The sequence below is a fragment of the uncultured Nostoc sp. genome, from assembly GCF_964245575.1.
GTDB lineage: Bacteria > Cyanobacteriota > Cyanobacteriia > Cyanobacteriales > Nostocaceae > Nostoc.
In genome coordinates this window covers 1-27000 of record NZ_CAXTNP010000086.1, presented here as the reverse complement: position 1 = coordinate 27000, position 27000 = coordinate 1, and the positions used below count along the sequence as shown (strand labels likewise).

Sequence of the window (27000 nt, the reverse complement as noted above, 5' to 3'; positions counted from 1 at the left end):
GTCCCCAGTCCCCACTCCCCTCTTCAAGATTTCTCCGCATCGAACCACTTATCATATAGCGATTGATAAGTACCATCTTCTTTGAGACTCAGCAAGGCCAGATTAATTGGTTTACGGTAGGGACTGTTGTTAGGCAGAATGATGCCGTAGCTTTCTTCACGCAAGATACTGCCAACAATCTGTACCTTCCCTTTGCCTTCATGGGCAGCATAGAAGAGGAGTACAGGTGCATCAAACACCACAGCATCAGCTTTTTTTGTTTGCAAAGCATTGTAAGCTTGCTCAATTTTGCTAACTTCTAAAACTGAAATATTATTTTCTCGCAAGTATATGGCTGCTGTGCTACCCGCAGTCGTGGCCACAACCTTGCCGGGTAAATCGTCTATACTTCTGATATCGCCCTGAAGCTGTTGTACTGTCAATGAGGTAGTAGCGCTGGCTGTAAAGTAGGCGACAAAAAGTACTCCGATGAACATCCAGACAATACCTACTAAGCGTCCCATTACTCCCTTGGGCATTTCATCAGCTTGGGTTGCTAATGTGGCAGCTGCCCACCAACAAGCTTTGAAAATGCCAGGAAAGTATGATTGGGGAATCATCCCATCTTTATGATGACGCTCAGATAACCAAATAATGTGGGCTGCTACGACAATTAACACTAGGGCAATGCCTATTACCTTCAAGAGGGTAGCAGAGAAAAACAATTGCAAAATATTTGGGAAGGCACTGTCGTTGGTTTCTGAATTTCGTACCATAATTTGCAGCCCCCCAGCAAAAATAGGTAATGAGAAATCAAAATTCTGCTCACGTTCGGCTGTAATCGAGATAGCTGAAATCCCCAAGTTGGCTTTGCCCTCCTTAATAGCAGAAAGCAGTTCCGGCACAGAGGAATATTCAATAAATTTAGACTCTACACCTATTTGGTTGGCGATGCTGCGCCAGAGGTCGATACTGAATCCCGATAGCTCACCTTTGTCTGGTAGCACAAAAGGCGGTATAACTCGTGTAGCTACTAATAACGGTTGTTGGAGTTGTGGTTTTTGAGCTAGTCCTGGGGATGTCATTAACAACAATGCCAGAATTCCACCCACTAATCCTATGCAGGTATACAGTGCTAAGGAACGCCTGGTTTTGTTTTTACGGTCATATTTGTCAAAATAACCAATCGGGCTTTTTCTGCCAGCCATAAGTTGGCGAAATCTACTAGCGATCGCATTTCTCATCAGAATTTTCTAGGGGTTGTAAGTCTATTTATCATGCCCACCCCATACCAAATATCATGATTATCATCCCCTTGATACCGATTTTTTCAGATTTAGGGGAATGAATATGGCTAAAGCTAAACTCAAGTCGAACTCCAATTTGATGGTAACGGTCTTAACTTCGCTATATTGCTGCAAGCCATATTCGCCGAGTTCCCGACCAATACCAGACTGCTTAAATCCACCGAAGGGTGCAGCATCGAATACGTCGTAGCAATTTACCCAGACAGTACCAGCCCGGAGATTGTAGTCAGGTTGATTGTTTCAAATCGGCGTAGGCGTAGCCCGTCGTAGACATCGCTGATACTATTTACCCACTCATTGTTGATCAGCAATTGGGTTGGGCCAATTTTGACCTGTTGTCCTGGTACTGTTGCTGTAACCATCAGGCCCTCCTTAAGCTATAAAAAATTTTCTTAAATCTGTTTATTATGTTTGTTGCTGTACAGCCCTCTAAGTGGATTTCTTTATGAATTCTTTATTTTAAGGTAGCAATTAGAGGTTGAGATAACTATATTATGATGTCTGATCCACTTTGTATAACTCACCTTGTCAAGACGAACTCTATTTTTTAAGCAATAGTTTTGAGATCAGCTTTTAGCGTACAGTTGGGCTTATACTTGCTTAATATTTCCTTTGGCGTGCGCTTCTTAGTCTTAGCAAAGTGAGCAACATGAGTGTAGACAATTTTAGTCAACAATTAGAGACATTTAGCTCACGGGTGACGGGATTATTGCAAAGTACTGCCAGTCAGCCGAACTTGCAACAAGAGTTAACAGCTGAAGCTTTTGAAGAACTTAAAATCACTTTGGAAGAACTAAAAATCGCCTCTGAAGAACTACAAGCAACACGAATGGTAGTCGACAAGGAACGTCAGCGCTACCAAGAATTATTTGATTTTGCGCCTGATGGTTACATAGTAACTGATACAAATGGCATTATCCTGGAAGCTAACTGTGCTGCTACCATACACCTCAATGTTTTACAGCGATTTTTGATTGGCAAACCCCTACTTACTTTCATCGCCAGGTCAGATCATCAACCTTTTTTTAATTACCTAACTCAGTTGCAGGATCTCGACCGGGGCGGGGAATGGGAAGTGTGTTTACAACCACGGGAAAAAATCTGTTTTGATGTTGCTTTGACAGTAGTTACCGTCTGTAACGATGAAGGTAAGCCAGTTGCTCTGCGCTGGTTAATGCGCGACATTACCAAGCGTAAGCGTTTAGAGTCGGAGCGTGAGCAGTTATTTGCCAGTGAGCAAGCCGCCCGGATTGCAGCCCAAGCAGCACAGAGGCGTTCTAATTTTTTGGCTGAAGCAAGTCGTGTACTGGCATCTTCTTTAGACTACCGCACTACCCTAACTAGCGTCGCGCAATTGGCAGTGCCTACCCTAGCCGATTGGTGTATTGTAGATGTCGTTGAAAATAATTTGGCGGTCTTCAGTAACCCAGTGATAGCTGCATCTGAACCGCAAAAGGAAGCACTAGTACGAGAACTGCGACAACGCTATCCAATCCCTGTTGATGCTGATTATGGGCCAGCGAAGGTTTTACGAACTGGTAAGTCGGAACTGGCTACAAACATTCTTGAGTCTTCATTAGAGAGAAGTGCGTCAAACGAGGAACACCTGTTTCTGCTGCACCAACTCCAACTTAAGTCTCAGATAACTGTGCCATTGTTGGTGCGTGAACGCAAGCTAGGGACAATTGTATTTGCGTCTACACAACCAGGACGCCATTACACTATTGTAGACCTAGCAATGGCTGAAGAAGTTGCCCAACGGGCAGCCTTCGCCATTGAAAATGCACAGCTTTATCGGCAAGCGCAGGAAGCTAACCGAATTAAAGACGAATTTTTAGCGATCGTCTCTCATGAACTTCGTACACCTCTCAACTCTATGCTGGGTTGGGTTCAAATAATCCGTAATCGAAAATTGGACGAGGCAACTACCTTTAAGGGACTGGCAACAATCGAGCGGAATGCTAAACTTCAGAGCAAACTGATTGAAGATATCCTGGATATTTCACGCATTGTCCAAGGTAAAATCCGCCTAACTCTCCGTAAAGTTGACCTTGTAGTTGTAATTAACGCGGCGATTGAAGCTGTACATCCCACATCTGAGATTAAGGATATTCAAATTGAGTCTAACCTTGATTCCTCAGTAGGTGAGGTTATGGGTGATTCAGAACGCCTGCAACAAGTTGTCTGGAATTTGCTCTCTAACGCCATCAAGTTTACACCGAGTGGAGGGCGAGTTGAAGTACATCTAAAGCAGGTAAACTCAAATGCCCAGATAACTGTGTCTGACACCGGTAAGGGAATTAGTGCTGACTTTCTACCTTTTATATTTGAGCGCTTTCGTCAAGCTGATAGCACAACTACTAGAGCAGAGGGTGGTTTGGGGCTGGGACTGTCAATTGTGCGCTACTTAGTTGAAATGCACTCAGGCACAGTCTACGCAGCTAGCAAAGGGGAAGGACGGGGAGGAACATTTACAGTGCTGTTGCCGATTATAGAATTGCAACAAGAGCAGCTAATCAAAGAGAGTGAAGTAAAAGCCGATAACCTCTTAGCGCTGATCGGCTTGCAAATACTCGTTGTAGATGACAATCCCGATACACGTGAGTTAGTTTCCTTTATTCTTCAACAGTCTGGAGCAAAGGTAACATCGGTTAGCTCAGTAGCTGAAGCTTTAGAAACGCTGGTACGATTGGAACCAGATGTTTTAGTTAGTGATATCGGAATGCCAGATGAAGATGGTTATGCGCTGATTCGCAAAGTGCGAATCAGCGAAGCAGCTCGAATAAAAAAAATTCCAGCTGTAGCACTGACGGCATTTGCTAGAGATGAAGAGTCTAAACTGGCTCTGGAAGCTGGATTCCAGGTTCATCTATCCAAGCCAATTGAGCCAGATAAATTGGTGACAGTGGTGGCGAACCTGGTTAAAGACAGCCAACAAGTTTAACTCCCAAGTAAGCTCCCGGTAAAATCTGCGATCGCTGAAATAGCAAATGCTGTCGCCGATATAACAAATGCGTACGCTGATATAGCAAATGCGTACGCCGATATAGCAAATGCGTACGCCGATATAGCAAATGCTGTCGCCGATATAGCAAATGCGTACGCCGATATAGCAAATGCGTACGCCGATATAGCAAATGCTGTCGCCGATATAGCAAATGCGTACGCCGATATAGCAAATGCTGTCGCTGAAATAGCACAATACGCTTGGGTTAAGGATAATTGTAGGTTGGGTTGAACTTTAGTGTTACCCAACAAATGCCCGAAAATGTTGGGTTTCGTTCCTCAACCCAACCTACGCAAATTTATTTTTCTGGTTTAACCCAAGCGTATTGTCATATAAGCCAACTGTATTGTGGTATATTACACACGAAAAAAAGGAGGCAGTTACTAACTACCTCCTGACAAATTAAAGCTTGGATGGGCTGAGAAATGCTTTGACAGCAGGCTAAAAACTCAGCTAACTGCTCAAAAACATAATCAATACCACTCCCAGGATAATCGATCCACCGCCAAGGATGAATGACCAAAAGCGATGGTAACTATTGACAATGGTGCCATTTTTACTTTGGAGTTGAATCAGATCCATCCAAGGTGCAACACCCCGACGGAACCAACCCACAGCCCCAACTTGTTCACCAATCAAGCTTTGGACTCGCTTCATCCCAAACAGGAAATTGCCGATGGGGCCAAAGCGTGAGGCGTAATGCAGATAAAGCATTCCGCTACGATCCTGAATTTTTAAATCGGAACCAAATTTATAACCAGCATCCCCACGACCAATTAATTGACCTTCAAGTTTTGCAGGTTGTCCACGTAACGGACTGGCGTAGGGGTCTGACATCAAGGTGAGAATATCGGTTTCTACTGCTTGTTTGTAGTCGGGGAACATCACGAAGGCTTTAACAATAATCCCCATCCCTAAACCAATTAGTGGCGCACCAAATGCTAAACCTGTGTTTGGGGAACTTGACCACAGAATCACACCCATTACCAAGCCAACGAAGAAACCTATAGTTTCAGCGCCGTACAGCACAACATCTAAAAAGAAGTTACCGTAAAGCCTACTCTTACTTAGAGTTTTGCCTTCTCCAATAACTCGCCCCATATCGAACTCAGTCGGTAAACCCAACTGTTCGGCATAGGTGCTTAATGCACGAACTCGTTTACCTGTCAATGGATGAGTGGAATTTAATTCCATCCACCAGCCCCAAGGATTAAACATATCCCACAAAAAGACGCGACCAATTTTTTGAGTATCGGATGCAATGCGGTAAGCGGTTCCTGTGGAAGCGGCGGCTTTATGGTCATAGATACCCAAGGCGCGAGTCCCTTCAATTAAACGGCTGGGTTCTTGTGTCCGTGAACCTTCTTCTAATATCCCGTAGGCAATCTTCACCAAAGCGCGGGATAATCCATTAGGATTACCTGTACTTTCGGCTGCAAAGTGGTCAGCAAAGTATTCTCGTGTGCGGGAGAGGTACAGCAGTAGATAAGTACCAATGACATAAAACACGTAGGCAACTAAGGCAGCAGTTTGCATCGCATCTTTAATTTTGCTATCGCCACCACGCCCAAATCTTCTAGCTGTGCTGTAAATCAAGTAACAAATTTGCACTAAGGTAGAAGCTACTGTCATGACTGCGAAATCCCAGTGGACGATGTGCCCCAATTCATGGGCGTAGACGGTAGCAATTTCATCGTCATCCAGGTATGTGAAAAGTCCCTGACTGACTACTAAACGGGCGCTGTTCGGCAATGATCCATAAGTAAAAGCCGTGGGGTTTTGGTCGTTAATGATTCCCAAACGGGGCGCTTTCAGCTTTTTCTGTTCACAGACTTGGCGAATAACTTTAGCCGTCTCTGGACTGAGGGCTTCAACTTCTGCTAACTCTACCCAGCGAGTTTGGTAAAGCCATCTCTGGGTTAAGTCCATGAGAAATGGAGACAGGAAAAAGGCGGCGATATTAAAAATTAGGGTAATACCAATAGCGATCGCTAGCCCTTGGAGGGGATCATCGCTACCCAAAATAAATACTAAACTCAAACCTAAAGCCAAGACCATGCCAAACAGCAAGGTCATGGTTACACCAGAAGCTAACGCCAAACTACCACCCACACCCCCCATTGCTAATTTCATCCCAGTAGCAACGGCGCGGCCAGCTTTTTTACTGGCGTTAGATGGCGTTTGGCGCAAGGATTGACTAGCAAGTTCTGCCCAACTACGAGTCTGTGGGTTTTCACTCATCATTAACTTTTGACACAGAATCTTGGCTTTTTCGATTTCGCCTGTGGCTTGATAGGCTTTGATCAGCCACATCTGTGCTGAAAGATAATCTGAAGAATCACGTTCAAGGCAATCGCGGCAGAATTGTTCTAGTAATTCAACCGCTTCTTGATAACGTTTTTGTTTTAAGGCATCTAATCCAGATTGCAATGACATAGGATCTCCCTAGCAAAGGAGTGGTATTTGATCCATCAATACTCAATAGATCCAGCGTTCGTCATCACAATTTCGTAAAAATTCAAATATCGGTAGTATAAATTATTTACTTAAGGAAAAGACTAGAGAAACATACATTACGATGTCTCTCTAGCCTCCGGTACGCATAAATCATTTTTAAGACTTTCAAATAAGCTCTGCAATAATACTTATAATGTTTTTTGTGCTGTAAGTTTAGCACTTCTAATTTGTCTGGGTTCGATAATTACAGAATAAACGTTTGAACCAAGTCTTGCTTCACCCGATCAGAGTAATTATTGATTACCCAGATGGTTCACCCGATTGGGGGAAGACGATAACTAATGGTGGACTCAGATTGATAAGATGAAGAAAAGGTAAAGATTTGTACTATGACTATTATTAACATTGCTTCTTCCCTAATTGCGATCGCAGGGCAAACCCGCCAAGCTGCAAGTAAGCTAGCGATTCTCTCCACTGAGGCAAAAAATCAAGCACTTGTTGCGATCGCTCAAGCTTTAGAATCAGCTAAAGATGAAATTTTACAAGCAAATGTTGCTGATTGTGAAGCTGCTACTGGCGAAGGAATTCCTAAACCGCTTTATAAACGCTTGCAGTTGGATGAACATAAATTAAGAGATGCGATCGCTGGGGTACGAGATGTTGGTAAGCTAGCTGATCCTATCGGTAAAGTGCAGATTCACCGCGAACTTGACACTGGTTTAATTCTCAAGCGGATAACTTGTCCTTTAGGTGTTTTGGGAATTATTTTTGAAGCACGTCCAGAGGCGGCGATTCAAATTGTTTCCTTAGCGATCAAATCGGGAAATGGTGTGATTCTCAAATGTGGAAAGGAAGCGGTGCGTTCTTGTGAAGCAATAGTTAAGGCAATTAAACAAGGATTATCTCAAACTGCTGTTAATCCTGATGCGGTACAGTTGCTGACAACTAGAGAAGAAACTCTAGAACTTTTGAAGTTAGATAAATATGTGGATTTAATTATTCCTAGAGGTTCTAATTCTTTTGTCAGGTTTGTGCAAGAAAATACACGGATTCCGGTATTAGGTCACGCCGATGGGATTTGTCATCTTTATATAGATAAAGCGGCTGATATTTCTAAAGCAGTTCCGATTACAGTAGATGCCAAGGCGCAATATCCTGCTGTTTGTAATGCGATTGAAACTTTGCTAGTTCACCAATCAATTGCTACAGAGTTTTTACCAAAAGTTGCCGATGCTTTGCAAGAACGCCATGTGGAATTAAGAGGTGATAAACGCACATTAGAACTTTTGCCTAATATCGTAGCTGCAACAAAAATAGATTGGGAAACAGAATACAGCGATTTTATTTTGTCGATAAAGATTGTAGATTCTATACAAGATGCGATCGCGCATATTAACGAATATGGTTCTCGTCATACTGACGCGATTATTACTGAAGATTCAGCATCAGTTGAAACTTTCTTTGGACTGGTAAATTCAGCCAATATATTCCACAATTGTTCTACCAGATTTGCTGATGGTTTCCGCTATGGTTTCGGTGCAGAAGTAGGAATTAGTACACAACAAATGCCTCCTCGCGGCCCCGTTGGTTTAGAAGGATTAGTGACATACAAATATCAAATGACTGGCGATGGTCATATCGTTGCTACTTACACCGGAGCGAATGCTAAAGCTTTTACTCATCAAGATTTAGTGTAAAGGTTTATTTACTTGCAGGTGATGAAGTTGTAAAAACAATCTACTCTTTGATACAAAGCGATCGCTTCAAGAATCTTGACTCGAAAGGGTAAGTTCTGGAGTTAACATTAACCTATCTGGTCAGTTACAAAAAAATAGATTTGACATGAGTAGCAAAACATCCAAGGTCGGTATTATTGGCGCGGGGAATGTAGGTGCAAGCGTAGCAAATGCTTTAGTGCTACTCGGTAAATGTCTAAAAGTCGTCCTTTTTGACCGAACCTTATCAAAAGCTGAGGGGCAAGCATGGGATATTGAAGACACCATTCCTCTACTTAAAGAGATGGAAATTATAGCGTCAGATCGGTATGAAGATTTAGCTGATTCTGATGTGATTGTCGTGACTGTTGGTGTGCAGCAAAAAGAAGGACAAAGCCGATTAGATATATTGAACGATAATGCAGAGATTATGCGTTCAACAATCAAAGAATTGGATAGAGTTGCACCGAACTCAATCGTACTTATTGTTAGCAATCCAGTGGATGTATTAACGCGGATTGCGATCGCCTGTTCCACTAGAGCAGAAAACCTAATTTTCGGTTCGGGAACCGTTCTTGATACTGCCAGACTCAGATATCAACTTGGTAAGCGACTGAATGTTGCTCTTCAAGACGTTCATGTTTATGTGATTGGAGAGCATGGAGACAGTGAATTTATCGTTTGGTCTAATGCATTTATTGGCGGAATTCCGTTAACTGAATTTCCCATACCACAAGGAGCAGCACTGGAACAAATTCAGCAAGAGTACGCAGAGTTAACGCGTAAGCGAGCCTATAGCATTTCTGAACGTAAAGGAAATACTAGCTATGGCATATCAACAGTAGTTTCTCAGTTAGTTGATACCATCCTGCGAGATGAAAAGCAGATATTTCCAGTATCGGCCAGAGCAGATTCTAACTATGGAGTTGGCAGTGAAGTTGTTCTTGGACTTCCATGTATCATTAGCTCCCAAGGTATTGAGCGTCAACTGGTGTTACCAAGAAATGCTGATGAACAACGCTCATTAGAAGAGTCAGCCACCAAACTGAATGAAGCCTACAATTCTTTGCATAAGTAAGACGGCGTAAATAATTAAAGGTTTGTAGTGAGGGCTGGAGCCGCTCACTACAAAATCATTTCAATATTTGTTACATTAGTTAATATAGTTTGAATTATTCTTACCGACTTACTTAATTAGAATCAACTCATATAGGAATCCGATTTGATTTATGAAAAAATCTAAGTAGGGTGTGTTATGGCGTAGCGTAACGCACCCAAATCATCGGCGGCTGAAAAATTAGCCATTAAACTAATGCTTTAAGTAAAGCCTGAAGTTTAAGCTGCACCTCTGCAAACTCTTTGCGAGGATCAGATCCAGCCACAATACCAGCACCAGCATACAATCTCGCGCGATCGCCATCGATCAATGCTGAACGAATTCCCACAATAAACTCGCAGTTCCCCTGAGAATCTATCCAACCTAGAGGCGCAGCATATAAACCTCTCTCAAAGCTTTCATAACGACGAATTTCCGCACAAGCAACATCCCGTGCTGCACCAGCAACGGCTGGTGTAGGATGCAATTGGGCAACAATCTTTAATGGATGTATATTAGCAGGAACTATGGCACTGATTGGTGTCCATAAATGCTGGATATTCGATAATTGTCGCAGCCGTGGTGCTAATATTTGGGGTAATAAACCTAGCTGGCATAGGCGTTGTGTAATGAAATCAAGCACCAGTGAATGTTCGTGCTTTTCTTTTTCACTATTAAGCAAGCGATTAGCATTAGCTGCATCTTCAGCAGGGGTTTTACCTCGTGGTGCAGAACCAGCTAAAGCATCAGTGACTAACTGTTGATTATTAATACTAATTAATCTTTCTGGACTTGCACCAATGAAGTTTTGTCCTTTGCCATTACTTGTAGAAAAAATATAACAATTAGGATGTATTTGCCTAAGATTATTTAAAGATTTAACTAAGTCAAAGTGGTTGCTTGATTTTACATCTAATATATCTGCGAGGACAATCTTGCTTAAATGACTAGACTGAATTTTTTCCAAAGCAGATACTACTGAACGTTTAAATTGAGCAGCATTCGTGACGGATTTTTTGTAGAACTTTGCTGAGAAATAATCAATATTAGCAGAGTAATATTCTAAAGATTGGATAAATTCGATTTTATTTCGCACATTTTCCAACAATCTTTGAATATTTACATTTTCATTGATAATTATATTTGTTACTAATATACAGCGCTGATTTTTTACAGCTACTTGCCAACGTGGAAGAAAGATGGTAGCAGATGGAAAGGGATAATCTACTTGGGAATTTTTATCAAAAAAGCTAAAATAACAAAAAAAGTGAGGCCCAGAAAAAGGTTGGTTAGCGTTACCAAAATTAATTATATTTTTTAGACTAGATTTGATAAAATATTCCGCTTGACTAAAACGGTCTACCCCATCAATCTGTAATTTTGTTACAGCATCAATTGCCGCGATCGCTTCTCCTTTACCTTTGTCCTCAAAGTAAAAATTTATTTCATTTGCTTGTGTAAGTTTATCCAATACAAGTAAAGGATCAACTAAATCGATCTCTTGAGAGATACTGACAACTTGCCTGCAATTATTTTTGACGCACTTTTCTTGCACTGCTACCAAAAATTGATATAAATCTTTGTGTACAAAGAGGTTGTTACGACATGGTGAAACTGTCATGGATCTATAGTAAATTTTTTTTAAGTTAACTTCCTAAAGTGTAATTAATCGTGGTCGTATTTCTACAGGTAACATATTAAGTTATCATTTCACCAGCGTAGGATTTGCGTTGTTTATGGTGTTCCCAGACCCTGACAAGCCAGTTCCAGCCCAAGCCTGGAACGTAAGAGTGGAGTGTTAACAATACAAGGTTAACGAGCCACAGTCAAAGTTGCAGTTGTTTTTAGCTTATGAATATCTAGTACAGCACGGCATAAATAAAGCTACCATTCCAAACAGTTAAAAAGTCCAAATCATAAGTTTTTTGACTTTTGACACTTCGACTTCGCTCAGTGTTAACTTTTGACACTTCAAGTTCGCTAAGTGTTAACTTTTGACTTTTGCAAAGCGGTACTAGCATCTCTTTAAATTATAAAATCTCAAGTGTAAGTAATTTTGCAGCAATTTAATTAATCACAAATGATGACAACCAAGCAGATTTTATATCCCAACACTAAGTTATGGATGGCAGCGATTAAACCGCCAATGTACAGCGTTGCCATTATGCCCATTTGGGTAGGAACAGCAGTAGCATTTGCCGAAACTAAAAATTTTAATGGTGCAGTATTTTCTACTTTTGTAGCTGCGGCAATCTTAATTCTCGCCTGGGAAAATATCAGTAATGATGTCTTTGATTCCGAAACAGGTATTGATCAAAATAAGCATCATTCTCTGGTTAACTTAACAGACAATAAGCCATTAATATTTTGGATAGGAAATTTGTGCTTAGGTTTGGGGTTGCTGGGCATACTAGCGATCGCTCTTTGGCAACAAGACCTAACTGTTATCGGCATAATTTTACTATGCTGTGGTTTAGGCTATATGTACCAAGGGCCTCCCTTTCGCTTAGGATATCAGGGTTTAGGCGAGATTCTTTGCTTTTTTGCCTTTGGCCCCTTAGCAGTGGAGGCAGCATACTACAGCCAAACTCAAACTTGGTCAATGACAAGTTTAGCAGTCTCAGTCATTGTCGGGATTGCCACAACCTTAATTTTGTTTTGCTCACACTTTCACCAAGTTAAGGATGACATCGCCGCAGGCAAGCGATCGCCTATCGTCCGTCTAGGAACTCAAAAAGGGGCCCAACTCCTAGTTTGGTTTACTGCTAGCATTTATCCCTTCACCTTGCTGTTTGTGCTATTGGGAATTTCTCCAGCTTGGACGTTATTGAGTTGGGTAAGTTTACCCTTTGCTGTCAAATTATGCCGCCATGTCCAAGAAAATCACAACCAGCCAGACAAAGTTAGTAACTGTAAATTCATCGCCGTAGCTGTGCATTTCTGGGCTTGCTTGTTGCTTGGACTGGGATTTATGATTTAATGGCATTGGGCACTTGTACTGAGCGTAGTCGTAAAGCCTGCGGCATAGCTACGCTTAGGGCGCAGCCTAAGAAGAGAAGTATTGGGCATTAGGGCAGAGGGAGAATGACTAATGACTAATGACTACAGATTTGAATTTCGTCCTTATCAGCAAAGATTTGTGCGATCAGTTACCACTAATCATGGTAATTGGGATATTCGTGAAGGTATTATCCTCAGTCTTACCGATGAATCAGGTAAAATCGGCTGGGGAGAAATTGCCCCCATTAGCTGGTTTGGTTCCGAAACCCTAGAACAAGCCTTAAATTTTTGTCGCCAACTCCCAGGAGAAATCACAGACGAGATAATTTTCTCCATCCCAGATGAGTTACCTGCTTGTCAATTTGGCTTTGAGTCAGCCTGGGAGATGGGGAGTGGGGAGTGGGGACTTGTACTGAGCGAAGCCGAAGTAGTGGGAAGTGGGGGGGATAAGGGAGATAATTTTATAACTCTTAACTTTTGTACAGACGCGATTAATCGCGTCTGTACTCATAATTCACTTTTCTACAGTGCTTTATTACCAGCTGGGGAAGCGGCTTTAAATCAATGGGAAACGTTGTGGCAGCAGGGATATCACACGTTTAAGTGGAAAATTGGTGTGTATGCGATCGCTGATGAACTAGAAATTTTTGACTCACTGATAGACACCTTACCAGACTTTACCAAACTGCGATTAGATGCCAACGGTGGACTCAGCTATGAAGAAGCTAACTTATGGCTGCGGACTTGCGACAATTTCCAGGCGAATGCAGAACTAGCTATAGAAATTGAATTTATCGAACAACCGTTACCCGTTGAGCAATTTCAGGAAATGTTGGAATTGAGTCTGAGTTATGAAACTGCGATCGCAATAGATGAATCTGTCGCTACACTTGGACAACTCGCCGCCTGTTTTCAACAAGGTTGGCAAGGGATTTTTGTGATTAAGCCTGGGATAGTCGGATCACCATCTCGTCTGAGAAAGTTTTGCCACCAGCATAAAATTGATACTGTATTTTCATCAGTATTTGAAACTGCGATCGGTAGACTTGCAGCACTCCGGCTAGCGGCGGAATTATCCCGAAACAATAGGGCAGTTGGTTTTGGCATTGACCATTTTTTTGAACAAGAAGAAACATGGGTTAAAAGTCTATGGAACGACCTTTAAACTGTCTTAATAACCTGGCTCAAAATGATTGGTTTATCGGTTATAACAGCTATCAATTTAATCAAATAGTTCAAGAATTATATTTAAAATTAATACAATTATCAGCGTATGGAATCCCACTAAAAATCATCTTAGCCGAACGCGAACCATTACGATTTTTAGCAAGTTTTATTGCTGCTTGTGCAGCTAATTGTCCAGTGTTTCTTTGTAACCCAGACTGGGGAACACAAGAATGGCAGCAAGTCTTTGATTTAGTAAAACCAGATATTATTTGGGGAATAGGGAATAGGGAGTGGGGAGTAGGGAATAGGGAATGGGGAATAGGAAATCGGAATTGCGAAGAAATTACTATTATATCCCCCTCATCTCCCTCATCTCCCTCATCCCCCCACTCCCCACTCATAATGATTCCCACAGGTGGTTCATCGGGGCAGATTAAATTTGTCATCCATACTTGGGAAACTCTCATCGCATCTGTACAAGGATTTACAGAATACTTTCAACTAAAGCAAGTCAATTCTTTTTGTGTATTACCGCTATATCATGTCAGTGGTTTAATGCAATTTATCCGCTCTTTCACCACCGGAGGTAAACTGGCTATTCTGCCATTCAAAGCAGTAGAAAAAGGTCAAACATTCAATATTAAACAATCAGAATTTTTAATATCTTTAGTTCCAACGCAGTTACAAAGACTCCTACAAAACTCAGAATTAACTGAATGGCTATCCCAATTTAATACTGTACTTCTGGGAGGTGCGCCAGCATGGAACGAACTACTAGAAAAAGCCAGATTTCATCGCATCCGGTTAGCACCTACTTATGGCATGACAGAAACCGCATCTCAAATTGCTACCCTCAAACCCGATGATTTTCTCGGCGGTAAAATTAGCAGTGGTCAAATTCTTCCCCATGCAAAAGTAACTATTCGCAATCAGCAAGGCGAGATTTTAAATTCCAATCAAATCGGAAATATCACCATTTATGCTCAATCTTTAGCCCTTGGCTATTATCCGATAACCAAAGAAAATCAAGCTGATTTCCAAGTAGATGATTTAGGTTTTTTAGACACTCAAGGTCATTTAAATATTGTCGGACGTAACAGCGACAAAATTATTACAGGTGGAGAAAATATTTACCCAGCAGAGATTGAATCAGCTATACAAGCAACTCAAATGGTTGCTGATATTTGTGTCATCGGCATCCCAGATAAACACTGGGGACAAGCTTTAACAGCGATTTACATTCCCAAACAATTAGATACCTCTGCCTTAAAAATCCAAATCCTACTCAAAGACAAACTCAGCAAATTTAAAATTCCAAAATATTGGATTCCCCAGCAAAACTTACCTCGCAACTCCCAAGGTAAAATTAACCGCCAACATCTACAGCAAATAGCCAGAGAATTCCTACAGAATCCCATCACATAATCTCTCTAGATTTCCTTCTCTCAGCTGCCTCTGCATCTTTGCGGTTCGTTTCCAACCACTGAATAATCTCATCAGGTAATTCCTGTTTACTTCTACTACTTACATCAATACAAACATGCCTAGTAATAGCTTTAGCAACTACCACCTCAGCCACTGTAATTTCGTAAGTAATTTCAAACTTATCACCACCTAGTTTTTGGGGAATTAAACTAATTAGCAACTTGTCTCCCCCAAACATAGGGCGCAAAAAATCGACACTAGCATGAACAATGGGGAAAGCTACAGATGGATTAGTAAAAAAATCTTTGAGATTAATACTTGATGTTTCTAAAGATTCTTCATAAGCTTCATGGCAAATACCCAAAACATTAGCAAAATAAACTACCCCAGCAGCATCAGTATCTTGAAAACGAACCGTACGGTTATAAGTAAAAGACATTTTTGACAATTAATTAAATATTAAAAAAACAGCAGGTTTCTCGCCTGTACAAACTAATTTTATTTTAACTATTATACCAGAAGCGATCGCTAAGTTAGCTAAAGAAAAAGGCGTTTTAGTGTATAATATAGTCTTGGCATAGTTACCTTCTAAAACACATGCTATTTTGCCAATCCTTGGTGCTACTCTTCAAGGTGTAAAATGTAAAATTTCTAGATTGTCTGCAATAAGCGCATAGAGAAAAGACATGATCTTAGAAACACACCGCTTGCTAATGCGTGACTTTGTAGAGGCAGATTGGCAGGCGGTTTTTACCTATCAATCTGATCCTTTGTACTTGCATTACAACTATTGGACGCATCGCACACAGAAGGATGTTTGTGAGTTTGTCCAGATGTTTATTAGTCAGCAAAAAGAGCAACCAAGAACAAAGTTTCAGTTAGCTATTATCCTCAAAACAGAAAATCAGCTTATTGGTAATTGTGGTATTCGTGTAAACGACCCGGAAATGCGAGAAGCAAATATCGGCTATGAATTAAACACTCAATATTGGGGACAAGGTTATGCAACAGAAGCAGCACAAGCCATTTTAAAGTTTGGCTTTGAAGAACTGGGAATGCATCGTATCTGGTCTTGGTGTGTTGTACAGAATGTTGCTTCTGTAAGGGTATTAGAAAAAATTGGTATGCGTCGTGAGGGTCATCTGCAAGAAAAAGAATTAATCAAAGGCAGATGGTACGACAATTTTCTTTACGCTATCCTTGACCACGAGTGGAAAGCAAAGTAATAGTGCTTCTATGAGCTACCTCAGAGACAATATCGTAAATCTGCTGAGAAATTTAGGGTAAGACAAGTTCATAGTGTCACAGAGATGACCAACACTATCCTCAATTTCCAAACAACTACTGGACAGCTAACACTTATATATTTCCAGAAGCGATCGCATCCAATTTATTTGCATCAAGTATTGTAATCTTTCCACCCCGACTATAAGCAATTACTGGTTTGAGACTTTTAATTAACCGCACACATTCTTCGTAAGTAATGCCACTACTCCGAGCCATGCGATAATAAGATAATTTGACTTTTAAACACTCTCCTTGTGAAGTAGATTCAGTTCCCGATTCAGTAGCAAAATATTGAATTAATCTGGCAAGGCGAACAATAGCTCTTTCAGAAACTAAGCCGTGGACTGTTTCATGTAACTGCTGAATTCGACTGTTAAAAACCATCAGCATTCGTAATGCAATTTCAGGGTTTTCTCCAATAGCTTTTAATAAAGCATCTCGCTCTACAATGAGTATTTCACAATCAGATTCAGCAGTCACAGTTGCCGGAGAAATTCCATTTCCTAATATTGCAGGAGCCGCAAAAATTTCCCCAGTAGCTAGGGCGCGGAGAATCGTTTCCTTCCCCGTTGTTGCTGTTTTGGTAACTTGAATTGCTCCACTGACAACAGCATAGAGTTTTGCTGGTAAGACATCGCCCTCATGCAGAATAATCTCACCTTTGTGATACCGTTGCACCTGAGTATGAGGTTGCAAATTTATCTTTTCTACTGTTTCTAAACCTGCAAACACAATTATTTGTGAAAGTTGTTCTAGGGATGCCTGCATGATTAGCCCTATATTGCAAAGGCTGGACGATGATCAATCCAAGGGTTAGCTGCTTCTAATTGTGCTGCTAGGCTGATCAGTGTGGCTTCCGCCGCAGGTTTACCAATTAGCTGCACACTGATGGGTAAACCATTACTATCAAAGCCTACAGGAATTGCGATCGCAGGTTGTCCAGTTGCATTCGCAGGCGGACAAGGGGCAATCCACTCAATAATATTTTGGAATGTCTCTTCTGGACTCAGCGAAGCCCATTCCCCAACGCGGATAGGTGAGTGTAAATAAACTGGCAATACCAGCACATCCACAGTATCGAAAAATGCCACAATTTGCCGTGCCACTATCTGCATTTGAGAAACTGCTTGCAGGTATTGAGCAACAGAACCTGTGCGTGCAAATAACCAGCGATTCACTGGCTGCATGGCTTCAACAGGAAGTCCTGATGCAGCTACCCCAGCTTGCCAGACGATTTGAAATGGTTCAACTAAACCACTAAAATCTGGAGATTTCTGTTCAACTTTGTGGCCGAGTTGTTCTAATAACTCAACTGTTTGGCGGACACCTTGCTGACAGTTAGCGTCAGCTTCTCCTAAAGGAGAAATGCTAGTGTCAAAGGCAATTCGCAAAGCACCGAGTTTTGTCCCAGTAGCGGCGAGCAATGATGGTTCGGGATCTGGCAACCAGTAAGGATCGCCTGTTGTATAGCCAGAGATGGCATCCAAAAGGGCAGCAGCATCAGCCACAGTCCGGGCGATCGGGCCGTTGACGGCAATTCCAGCGAGGCGTTCGCCTACAGGTGCCTTACTCACCCTGCCCCTCGATGGCTTAATTCCCACCAAACCACAACAAGCCGCAGGCCCCCGAATTGAGCCACCGCCATCAGAACCTTGAGCGATCGCACACAATCCCCCTGCTACCGCCGCCCCCGCCCCACCACTGGAACCGCCAGGGGTATATTCTAAATTCCACGGATTTCTGGCTGCGGGAAAACCCGTAGGCTCACTATATGGAAACGAACCTAATTCGGAAGTGGCTGTTTTACCGAGAATAGTAAACCCAGCTTGCTTAATCCTTGTTACAACCCCATCATCATAGTTAGGGATATTGTTCAGTAATGCGGGATTTCCATAAGTGCAAGTAACATCTGCTACAGCATTAAGGTCTTTAATGGAAATCGGCACACCAAAAAATGGCGCTAGTTCTGAGCTAGTTGTCAATAATTCTGTTTTGGCTTTAGCATCTGCGATCGCTAATTCTGCCATCACCGTAAAATAACTTCCTAATTGGGGATTCAACCGCCCAATCCGTTCTAAATATATTTCTACCAACTCTAGCGGTGATACTTCCCGGCGACGAATTAATTGCGCCAACTCTAGTGCTGGGGTAAATGCTAAATCAACTTCATTCATAGGTTAGTGAATGGGTAATTTTGGCTTTCTCTGAGATTTTGAAACTTAAATTGTTACTTTAACAGGGTTTACGGGAACTATCTATTTTATAACTCTTGAGATTTGCCACTCAACTAGTACAGTACGGCGGAAATAAACCTACCATTTCATTACAGCCACAAAGCCCAAAATTAAAGCCTGCGTGAATGCGTGACTTCCGCCTTGCGGTACTAGGATGCTCAGATGCAACAGGCTTACGTTCTTACTCAAGCCATTTTAATTGTTTCGCACAAACTTTCGACAAATCCCTAAGGGGTATTTATGGCTAATCTAGAAATACTTGTTAGTGAATTGCCAACACTGATTCACAATCTCAAACTGACTATTGGCGATTCTAATGAAATTATGCAGCAAATTATCCTGATCGATAATGCTCAGGAACAACTACGGAATATTAAAAAATCAATTGCTCAGGAATTGATTTTTGAGAATATCAAAAGTTCTGCGATCGCTACACTTCCTCGAATCGGTACTGTAGCTAGTTTTTTTATATCTGGTGTGGGATTAATAGATCCTGCGATCGCAGAAAAATTTCGCCACTCAAAAACTAAAATTTCATTAACTGAACTACAATTAAAAATTGATGGCTGGATTGAATGGGGTTATTTTTTGCAGGCAATAGCTGCTGATATTCTCAGTGATGTTCAGTTGGTCAATCAGCTAAATTATGATATTAATCATAAAGAAAAAATTGGCTTATTATCAAATTAACTATAAATCTATCAGTCAAAGAGTCCTAGTTAAAAACAAAGCCTTAGCAAACTTAGAATCAGCCAAAAGCTAGCAACAGAAGCTAATTTATTTTTCCAAAATTCGCCTCATTCACTACTAAGTCGGCAGCAAGCAATCAATTTCTTAGAAGCGATTCCAAAGAGTACGTCTATCTCTATACAGGCTAAAGAGATGCTTACTATTTATAAAACTAACAATGCAGCTATCAGATAAATATAGCCTTTATCGCTCAGATGAGTGTCAAGTTTCCATTCATGGGTAAGTAAGTTCGTAGTAAGGACTTTAGTCCTTGTTTTTTAAGCACTGAAGTACTTACTACAAACAATAAAAATTACAGCTTAGAACGGTCAGTCAAAATCTCATAACCAGTCTCTGTTACCAATACTGTATGCTCAAACTGAGCCGACAAAGAATTATCCACAGTGACTGCTGTCCAACGATCAGATAATGTCCGCGTGTGTCTAGAACCCGCATTTAAAATTGGCTCAATTGCTAGCGTCATCCCCGCCCGGAGTTTTACATTTGGCATCTCGCGAGTCCGGTAGTTGAATACTGAAGGTTCTTCGTGCAAGTTACGACCGACACCGTGTCCGGTGAATTCTTCAACTATACTAAAGCCGTTGGATTTCACATGATCTTCAATTGCTCCAGCTAAGTCAAGCAGGTATACACCAGCCTTAACTTGTTCAATGCCCTTATACAAAGCTTCTTCTGCTACGCGAATTAATTTAGCAGCTTCTTGCGTCACTTCACCGACAGCAATCGAAATGCAAGAATCACCATGAAAGCCTTGGTAATAAGCGCCCGTATCTACTTTTAATACATCCCCCACGCGAATCACTTTCTTAGGACTAGGAATGCCATGTACTGCTTCATTGTTAATGCTGGAGCAAATAGAACCCGGAAAACCATGATATCCTTTAAAACTTGGTGTTGCACCCATTTCGCGGATACGTTTTTCTGCGTGAGCATCCAAATCAGCCGTGGTCATTCCTGGCTTTACTAGCTCGGAAATTTCTTTTAGAACAGTTGCCACAATTGTCGCTGATTGCCGCATGATTTCAATTTCACGCGGCGATTTAATTTCAATTCCTCGGCGCTGTTTTTTCGATGTTCCAGGCTGAGTTGTTTGAGGAAGTAAGTTACTGAAAATGTTCATAGGAAATTAATAATTACTGGTGACTCTGACACTGAGTATTAATGCTTTCTCTAGATTACTTGAGAAATAATATCTATAATTTAAGTTATTTTAATCCCTGATAGGGATTCTTCCAGTTTAGCCGCTAACGTATATATAATAACACATTCGGCTACTCCTGATATGTTGGGCTTGAATCAAAATCGCCATAACTTCTTATTTGCTGCACAGTATGGGACTAAGATAAATTATTTTTAATTGAAACATTAGATCCCTGTCAGATACTGAGTCAAATAATTTTTAATTCTTGATGGCAATTTCTCCAGTCATACCTGCTTCCGTATGTCTCGGTATTGGACAACGCAAGCCATAAGTGCCAGATTTCAGGGGCACAAATACCCATTTTACCTCAGCACCAGGCTTGAGTACCAGTTCGTGAATGGCTCCTTTGATTTCTACTTTGCCTGCTTGAACTTTTTGTGTCCAGATGCCATCGGCAAAATCTTTAGCAGTAAAATAGTGCTTCAGTTGGCTGGGATTGGTAAGCCGTAGTTGATAGCGTTTGCCAGTCTCGAATTCCAAATGATTTGGCTCAAACTTGAGTTCGTTAGCTGAATTACCCAAGCTAACTGTAATTTCTGTGGCTGGTTGCTTGAGCAAATCGCCAGAAAAATTTGCCGCCATCCTGGAGTAGCAGCGATGAAATTTAGGCTTATGAACAACGTTAATATCACGTAGTTTCGTCGTAATATTTGTAGCCAACCAGTAATGGGTAAAGTAAGAGATGTAATTACAATTTTGTAAAAATGGTTGTAAATTTTCATCACTAATTCTTAAAAGGCAATGCTATTAATAGGTAGCGGCAAAAACTACTTACCCATTCTTTATATTATCCATGCCTGATGCCCATCTCTACTACTGGTCAAATTTAAATTAATGGGTAAGTAAGTTCGTAGTAAGGACTTTAGTCCTTGTTTTTTAAGCACGCTTTGTGCTTACTACAAATCCTCAATAGCTTGAAAATTGTACTACCTAATGCTTTTTTCTGCCAATACAGATGGGCCAGCAGTGACGACTACGATTTGATCTGGGTGGAGTAACTCACGAGCCGCTTGATTAACTTGGGTAAGGGTGACTTTCTGGATTTTGTCAGTGAAGGAGTGTAATTCTACTTTATCGAGTCCGTACACCTCATTCATCAGAATTCTATCTGTTAATTCCTCTGGGTTTGCCAGGGAAACGTTGTAGTTGCTCATAAGGGTGCGTTTAGCTGTTTCTACTTCCAGTGCAGTAACGCCTTGTTGATGGATTTGCTGTAGTATTTGGCGGGTGCTAGCGATCGCTTTACTGCTATCTTCAGGACTAGTTTGCATTTCTATCAAAAATGTGCCTGCATTCTTACCGGCTTGGAAGGAGCTATAAATTCCATAGCTCAAACCTTGGCGATCGCGCACTTCTGCACCGAGTTTACTAGATAAGGTATCGCCTCCCAAAATCTGGTTCAATACTAAGGCTGCGTGAAACCGAGGATCATAACGGTTAATCCCTGTGTAACCCATATATGTCACAGCTTGGGCTTTACCTGGTAAAACTGGGTTGACACTGACTATTTTCTGTGGCATTGACACCGGAGGATATTTTAATGTCGGTGCTTGGCCGCTAACTTCCCAGTTACCAAACTCATTTTTAATCAGCGATCGCACAATGTCTAGATCAAAATCTCCCACCAGCGCCAACACTGTCGTATCTGGACGATAATGTTTAGCTTTGAAATCAATCACATCCTGGCGCTGAATCTGCTGTAAACTCTCCTCTGTGGGAAAGGTGTGTAAGGGATGTTTTTTCGGATAAATTGACTGAACAAATATTCTTCTGGCTACTTCTGATGGCTCATCTAATTCTAGTTGCAAATCAGTTAAAGTTTGTTGGCGATGCAATTCCAATTCTTTGACTGGAAAGGTACTATTTTTTACAACATCTGCCAATATCTCAAGGAGTATCGGCAAATCAAGAGCTAAACTATCACCTTCGATATGCACACCTTCACGGTAAACTTCAAAGTCGAGACTCGCCCCTCGTTGTGCCAAGAGTTTGGCAATAGTTAAGTCATCCTTGCTATTAGTGCCATTTAGCAAATTGTCTGCCACGAAAGCAGCCAGTCCAGCTTTATTCTCTGGATCAAATTCCGTCCCAGCTTGAATGTGTCCGCTCAAGGTAACGGTAGGAGTACTATGATCCGGTAACAGTAATAACCGCAGTCCGTTGGTAAATTTAAATTCCTGTGGTAACACTTGGGCAATCGCATCTGTAGCCAAATCTACAGGCGGTAAGTACTTCACCACCTCAGAAGGAAGCACAGGTGCGCCAGGAGAAAAATTCTCTGTAGTTTGGGCGGAGTCTGGTTTATCACCAACTTCTGTCGTCTGCTTCTGGGTTGGTTCAAAAAAGCCTACTGTCCTGGCTTTTTTTGTCAGGTATTTGTTAATCACAGCGACAATATCCGTCGGCTTCACCAGACGGACAGCAGCCAAATAGCGGTCTGTGTAGCGATAATCACCAACAGTTGTCTCATCAGTGCCCAATCGCATTGCTTGAGAGGTGATATCACGGTTACTCAAAATTACATCTGCCGTTAATTGAGTTTTGGCTCGTTCTACTTCTTCAGAGGTCACGCCTTTTTCTGCTACATTAGCGATCGCGCTAGTCAATACTGAGTCAATTTTTTTCAAATCTTGTTTAGAACCAGCCGTCACCAACATCTCATACCAACCAGAGTCTCGCAAACTGGTAACGGACGCTGTAACTTCACTAGCTAAACCTGATTCCATCAATGCTTGATAAAGTCTAGAATTCCGTCCCTCAGTCAAGATGTAATCCATCACATCCAGCGCAGGCACATCTGGTTGATTTGCATCTGGTAGCGGATACACCGCTTGTAACAAACGCCCTGCCCCCGGTTCTCGCAATATTATAGGGGATGAGGTAAAAGTATTTTTACTCCTAAACGCCAGTTGCTCCACTTGGGGTTTCCCCTCTGAGCGACTGGCTCTTTTTAACTCCTCACTCCTGACTTTTTTTGGTAGTTTGCCAAATACCTCTTTAATTGTTTCCAGCGTATTGGCAGTTTGAAAATCTCCAACAATTACTAAGACGGCATTATCGGGACTGTAAAAATTGCGGTAATATTTTTCTACCTGCTCAACCTCAAATTTCTCGACATCAGCTTTAGTGCCACCTACAGGCAACCCATAAGCATGATTGGGAAACGCCGCCTGCATGACGGCACGATTGAGGCGATATTCGGGGCTATTTTCGTAACCCTGCAACTCAGAAATTACTACCCGCTTCTCACTCGCCAGTTGTTCTGGCTCAATCTGGGAATTTTGCATCCTGTCTGCTTCCAGCACTAAGAGCGCTTTCAGCTTGTTTCGTTCCACAGTACCGTAATATGCGGTTTGATCGTAGCTGGTGAAAGCATTGGAATCACTACCTAAAGCACTAAACAAACGGCCAAATTGAATTGGACGATTTAGAGTACCTTTAAACATCATGTGTTCCAACTGGTGGGCAATGCCATTCACACCCGGTTCTTCGTTGCGTGAACCAACCTTGTACCACACCTGCACCGTCACCACTGGCGCAGTATGCACTTCCTTTGTCAGGACAGTTAGACCATTCTCCAGCACTGTCTTGCAGACGTTTTCTGTGAGTGTTGAGGGCATTATTGTTTTTGCTAGCAAGCTTGACTGATATTTTTCTTCGTTAAATATGGCTGCATGTTGGCTATGAGCAGGTTTATTACTGAACAAAAAAACCGCTATTAGCCATAAGGTTAAAAATAATAATGGCAAGGGATATTTATAAAATCTGGAAAATCCATACATGTATTTAGCAGATATATCTGTAAATTAAGTTACATAGTTATTTGGGAAAGTGACTATAGTTTAATCTGGCAAAAAAATCTGTTACCTCAGTAACAATACACAAAAAGAATATATTAGCAAAAAAGCGAATAAAAAAGCTAAATTATGGGAGTTTTGCTAAAACCCGAATGAATTCCAGAGGTAAGCCATCGGTATCGGCAATGAAAGCCACTTCGTAAATGCGATCGCCTATTTGCTGTTGTGTCGGTTCTAAAAGCACCTTCAATGGTTCTAATCCTTGTGATTGACTCTCAGCAGCTAGTGACACACGTTCTTGTAAACTTGTCAACCAGCTAGGTAAGTCTGGTGTAATCTCAGTTAAATCAAACGAGAGATGATAATATCCCACATAATGCTCGTCAGCAAACGCATCTGGGGCTGGTTTTGGTTCGGGAATTTGGATCAGTTCAATTATGCCGCCCAGTCCTTCCATCCAGCAAGCTAGGGTGTAGCCAGTAGTAAAGCGTTCCGAAATTGTAAATCCTAAATGTTCGTAGAAAGCGATCGCTCGATGAATATTCGCAGTCCGAATAGAAGCGTGGTGCATAATTTAGTCATTAGTCATTGGTCATTAGTCATTGGTCATTTGACTAATGACTAATAACCATTATTCAAACAACCTGAAATAAGGGTAGCGTACAGGGACGCCAGGCTCTTTTTCCAAGTCAAAATTGATCACTTCCCAACAGGGATCTTCTGAGGTATCGGGGCTAAACTCTACGGGTAAGCCGTATAAACGCGCAGCAGTAGCTTCTGGTTGTCCAGAACGCCAAGGTGTACTGCGTTCTAAGTAGCCGCTCATCAATTCCTGATAGCGTCGAGCAATAATTACTCTTGTTGCTCGAAAGCCTTGGGTATACAGCTTGTCTAATGCTTCGTGAATCTCAAACCGAATACCATCGGGATGAGTATGCTGTCTATACCATTCATTATTCCACCTCCGCCAATGACGCCCCGATTGCAAATGGACTAACTCTCCATTTTTAGGATTAGCTTCAAACGCGCCATGACGCGGACACAAATAGGTATCTGTTAGTGTCAGGGCCGGAATGGTCTGGCGACAGTGGGGACACTGTATTTCCGGCCCAAACATCGGGTACTGCAAGCCTGGATTCATCATGAAGTGCGTACAAACATAATTTTGTCTTCACCAGCATTAGTGTATTGCATTATACACTTCGGCTCCCCCTCTTTGGGTTACTTGCTCACTGCTGCACAGACACAAAGTTGCGGCATGAACATTTTTCACTAGTGTTTTCCTCACTGTAGAGGCTTGACGCTGTGATATCGTAGTTGTGCAACCAGCCTCAAAGGTTGGAGTTTCTCCAGTGTTCCTGGGTACCATATTCATATTCTATCGTGTCTACCGCTTCTTACTGGACATCTCCTGATTTTTCTCAAGCTGCCTTTATCGCAGCCAATGCTGTTGTTATGGGTTCGGTAAATATAGCAGCAGGGGTGAGCATTTGGTATGGAGCAGTAGTTAGGGGAGATGTAGAACGGATTGAAATTGGCGAATACACAAATATTCAGGATGGTGCAATTTTACATGGCGATCCTGGTTTTCCGACAATTTTAGAAGATCATGTCACTGTAGGACATCGCGCTGTGGTACATTCTGCTTACATTGAGCGTGGAAGTTTGATTGGCATTGGCGCAGTGATTTTAGACGGGGTACGAGTGGGCGCTGGTAGCATTATCGGTGCTGGTGCAGTGGTAACTAAAAATGTACCGCCTTTGTCCCTAGTTGTGGGTATTCCTGGCAAAGTATTACGCCAAATAACAGAGAGTGAAGCCGCAGAACTGATTGAACACGCTCAACGTTACCAAAAGTTAGCTTTAGTTCATGCTGGTAAGGGTACTGATATTGGGTTTAAGAAGTCTTAGGGAGTGGAGACTAGGGACTGGGGACTGGGTGGACAAGGAGAATAATTAATGCCCAATACTTCGACTCCTTTCGACTTGGCTCAAGGCAAGTCGCAGTTCGACTGCGCTCACCGTAAACTCAGTACAAGTGCCTTATGCCAATTCCCAATTCCCAATCCTCAATCCTCAATAATTTAAACATTCTTTACATATCTACTTGGAAAAGTTGCCCACTTCAGCTAAAAATAAAAATGAGAGCAGTTGACAAAACTTTAATTTCTACTTAAGAGAGGGGTTCTAGATATGGATATCGATTACCGTATAGCGATCGTTTTAGCACCAGTTGTCATTGCTGCTAGCTGGGCAGTGTTTAATATTGGCGCTGCGGCTTTAAGACAAATTCAAGGCTTTTTGGATAGAGAAGCTTAAATTCTGCTCAATATCATCAATCTTCAACCGGCTGTTTCTCTTCACAGAGGCAGTCGGTTTTATTCATTTTATCCATAATGATTAATTGGGCATAGGGCAATACAGTTCAGTTAAGCATTTCTTTCTTCTCTTTGCGTCCAACTCTTAGAGACGCTACGCGAACGCTATGCGTTCCGTTCGCGCAGCGTCCCGTAGGGAAGGAAAGGCGGTTCGTTAAAAAAATTGACTTTAACAAAGAGTTTTAGCCTTAACCCAAGCG

21 protein-coding genes and 2 pseudogenes are annotated in these 27000 nt (G+C 41.8%); 10 read left to right on the top strand and 13 right to left on the bottom strand.

Annotated features, from left to right (window positions below):
• Positions 1 to 23: 23 nt before the first annotated feature.
• The 3 genes and pseudogenes from ACFFAP_RS15760 to ACFFAP_RS15750 form a co-directional block, all read right to left on the bottom strand.
• Positions 24 to 1223, bottom strand: a complete 1200-nt coding sequence (locus ACFFAP_RS15760; protein ID WP_375512083.1) for a transporter substrate-binding domain-containing protein — start codon at positions 1221 to 1223, stop codon at positions 24 to 26.
• Between the two features lie 63 nt (positions 1224 to 1286).
• A pseudogene (locus ACFFAP_RS15755) lies at positions 1287 to 1448 on the bottom strand (aldehyde dehydrogenase family protein); the annotation flags it as partial.
• Between the two features lie 32 nt (positions 1449 to 1480).
• Entirely contained in the window at positions 1481 to 1648 is a 168-nt protein-coding gene (locus tag ACFFAP_RS15750) for a hypothetical protein (RefSeq protein WP_375512082.1), read from the bottom strand.
• 287 nt (positions 1649 to 1935) lie between these two features.
• Between ACFFAP_RS15750 and ACFFAP_RS15745 the strand changes: the two genes are divergently transcribed.
• On the top strand, positions 1936 to 4230 hold the full coding sequence (locus ACFFAP_RS15745; protein WP_375512081.1) for an ATP-binding protein: 2295 nt from the start codon (positions 1936 to 1938) through the stop codon (positions 4228 to 4230).
• Positions 4231 to 4746: 516 nt separating this feature from the next.
• Here the strand turns inward: ACFFAP_RS15745 and ACFFAP_RS15740 are convergent.
• Complete coding sequence (locus ACFFAP_RS15740) at positions 4747 to 6729, bottom strand: M48 family metalloprotease (protein WP_375512080.1); 1983 nt, start codon at positions 6727 to 6729, stop codon at positions 4747 to 4749.
• 410 nt (positions 6730 to 7139) lie between these two features.
• Here ACFFAP_RS15740 and ACFFAP_RS15735 point away from each other — a divergent pair, with 410 nt between their 5' ends.
• Both ACFFAP_RS15735 and ACFFAP_RS15730 read left to right on the top strand, forming a co-directional pair.
• On the top strand, positions 7140 to 8447 hold the full coding sequence (locus ACFFAP_RS15735) for a glutamate-5-semialdehyde dehydrogenase (RefSeq protein WP_375512079.1): 1308 nt from the start codon (positions 7140 to 7142) through the stop codon (positions 8445 to 8447).
• 106 nt (positions 8448 to 8553) lie between these two features.
• Complete coding sequence (locus ACFFAP_RS15730) at positions 8554 to 9543, top strand: L-lactate dehydrogenase (protein ID WP_375512085.1); 990 nt, start codon at positions 8554 to 8556, stop codon at positions 9541 to 9543.
• A gap of 226 nt (positions 9544 to 9769) precedes the next feature.
• On the opposite strand, the gene ACFFAP_RS15725 is transcribed toward ACFFAP_RS15730, so the two are convergent.
• Complete coding sequence (locus ACFFAP_RS15725; protein WP_375512078.1) at positions 9770 to 11182, bottom strand: isochorismate synthase MenF; 1413 nt, start codon at positions 11180 to 11182, stop codon at positions 9770 to 9772.
• A gap of 462 nt (positions 11183 to 11644) precedes the next feature.
• Here ACFFAP_RS15725 and menA point away from each other — a divergent pair, with 462 nt between their 5' ends.
• From menA to ACFFAP_RS15710, 3 genes are all read left to right on the top strand, one after another.
• On the top strand, positions 11645 to 12541 hold the full coding sequence (menA, locus tag ACFFAP_RS15720) for a 2-carboxy-1,4-naphthoquinone phytyltransferase (RefSeq protein WP_375512084.1): 897 nt from the start codon (positions 11645 to 11647) through the stop codon (positions 12539 to 12541).
• Positions 12542 to 12652: 111 nt separating this feature from the next.
• Positions 12653 to 13726 (top strand): o-succinylbenzoate synthase, encoded by a 1074-nt coding sequence (locus ACFFAP_RS15715; RefSeq protein WP_375512077.1) that lies wholly within the window; start codon positions 12653 to 12655, stop codon positions 13724 to 13726.
• Positions 13711 to 15153 (top strand): 2-succinylbenzoate--CoA ligase, encoded by a 1443-nt coding sequence (locus ACFFAP_RS15710; RefSeq protein WP_375512076.1) that lies wholly within the window; start codon positions 13711 to 13713, stop codon positions 15151 to 15153. Before ACFFAP_RS15715 ends, ACFFAP_RS15710 begins: the two co-directional genes overlap by 16 nt.
• Here ACFFAP_RS15710 and ACFFAP_RS15705 read toward each other — a convergent pair.
• Positions 15146 to 15592 carry an acyl-CoA thioesterase gene (locus tag ACFFAP_RS15705; RefSeq protein ID WP_375512075.1) on the bottom strand — a complete coding sequence of 149 codons (447 nt, stop codon included), beginning with the start codon at positions 15590 to 15592 and terminating at the stop codon, positions 15146 to 15148. The two genes, ACFFAP_RS15710 and ACFFAP_RS15705, sit on opposite strands and share 8 nt — an antisense overlap.
• Positions 15593 to 15839: 247 nt before the next feature.
• Here ACFFAP_RS15705 and ACFFAP_RS15700 point away from each other — a divergent pair, with 247 nt between their 5' ends.
• A complete protein-coding gene (locus ACFFAP_RS15700) occupies positions 15840 to 16379 on the top strand; it encodes a GNAT family N-acetyltransferase (RefSeq protein ID WP_375512074.1) in 540 nt (179 codons plus the stop codon).
• Positions 16380 to 16512: 133 nt separating this feature from the next.
• Here the strand turns inward: ACFFAP_RS15700 and ACFFAP_RS15695 are convergent, their stop codons facing one another.
• Entirely contained in the window at positions 16513 to 17208 is a 696-nt protein-coding gene (locus ACFFAP_RS15695; protein ID WP_375512073.1) for a Crp/Fnr family transcriptional regulator, read from the bottom strand.
• Positions 17209 to 17216: 8 nt separating this feature from the next.
• Positions 17217 to 18614 carry an amidase gene (locus ACFFAP_RS15690; protein ID WP_375512072.1) on the bottom strand — a complete coding sequence of 466 codons (1398 nt, stop codon included), beginning with the start codon at positions 18612 to 18614 and terminating at the stop codon, positions 17217 to 17219.
• Between the two features lie 300 nt (positions 18615 to 18914).
• Here ACFFAP_RS15690 and ACFFAP_RS15685 point away from each other — a divergent pair, with 300 nt between their 5' ends.
• Positions 18915 to 19364 carry a hypothetical protein gene (locus ACFFAP_RS15685; protein WP_375512071.1) on the top strand — a complete coding sequence of 150 codons (450 nt, stop codon included), beginning with the start codon at positions 18915 to 18917 and terminating at the stop codon, positions 19362 to 19364.
• 352 nt (positions 19365 to 19716) lie between these two features.
• Here the strand turns inward: ACFFAP_RS15685 and map are convergent, their stop codons facing one another.
• The 5 genes and pseudogenes from map to ACFFAP_RS15660 all read right to left on the bottom strand — a co-directional run bounded on the left by map (position 19717) and on the right by ACFFAP_RS15660 (position 25566).
• A complete protein-coding gene (gene map, locus ACFFAP_RS15680; RefSeq protein WP_375512070.1) occupies positions 19717 to 20544 on the bottom strand; it encodes a type I methionyl aminopeptidase in 828 nt (275 codons plus the stop codon).
• A 279-nt stretch (positions 20545 to 20823) separates the two neighbouring features.
• Positions 20824 to 21347 (bottom strand): annotated as a pseudogene (locus ACFFAP_RS15675) (plastocyanin/azurin family copper-binding protein).
• A 204-nt stretch (positions 21348 to 21551) separates the two neighbouring features.
• The gene (locus ACFFAP_RS15670) at positions 21552 to 24407 is read right to left on the bottom strand and encodes a M16 family metallopeptidase (protein WP_375512069.1); all 2856 of its coding nucleotides are present in this window, start codon (positions 24405 to 24407) and stop codon (positions 21552 to 21554) included.
• 142 nt (positions 24408 to 24549) lie between these two features.
• A complete protein-coding gene (locus ACFFAP_RS15665; protein ID WP_375512068.1) occupies positions 24550 to 24993 on the bottom strand; it encodes a VOC family protein in 444 nt (147 codons plus the stop codon).
• 60 nt (positions 24994 to 25053) lie between these two features.
• Positions 25054 to 25566, bottom strand: coding sequence for a TIGR02652 family protein (locus ACFFAP_RS15660; protein ID WP_375512067.1), 513 nt, complete (start codon positions 25564 to 25566; stop codon positions 25054 to 25056).
• A 239-nt stretch (positions 25567 to 25805) separates the two neighbouring features.
• Between ACFFAP_RS15660 and ACFFAP_RS15655 the strand changes: the two genes are divergently transcribed.
• Both ACFFAP_RS15655 and ACFFAP_RS15650 read left to right on the top strand, forming a co-directional pair.
• Positions 25806 to 26333: a gamma carbonic anhydrase family protein gene (locus ACFFAP_RS15655; protein ID WP_375512066.1), complete on the top strand. Its 528-nt coding sequence runs from the start codon at positions 25806 to 25808 to the stop codon at positions 26331 to 26333.
• Between the two features lie 282 nt (positions 26334 to 26615).
• Positions 26616 to 26741: a photosystem II protein Y gene (locus ACFFAP_RS15650; RefSeq protein ID WP_012411301.1), complete on the top strand. Its 126-nt coding sequence runs from the start codon at positions 26616 to 26618 to the stop codon at positions 26739 to 26741.
• The last annotated feature ends 259 nt before the right edge of the window (positions 26742 to 27000 follow it).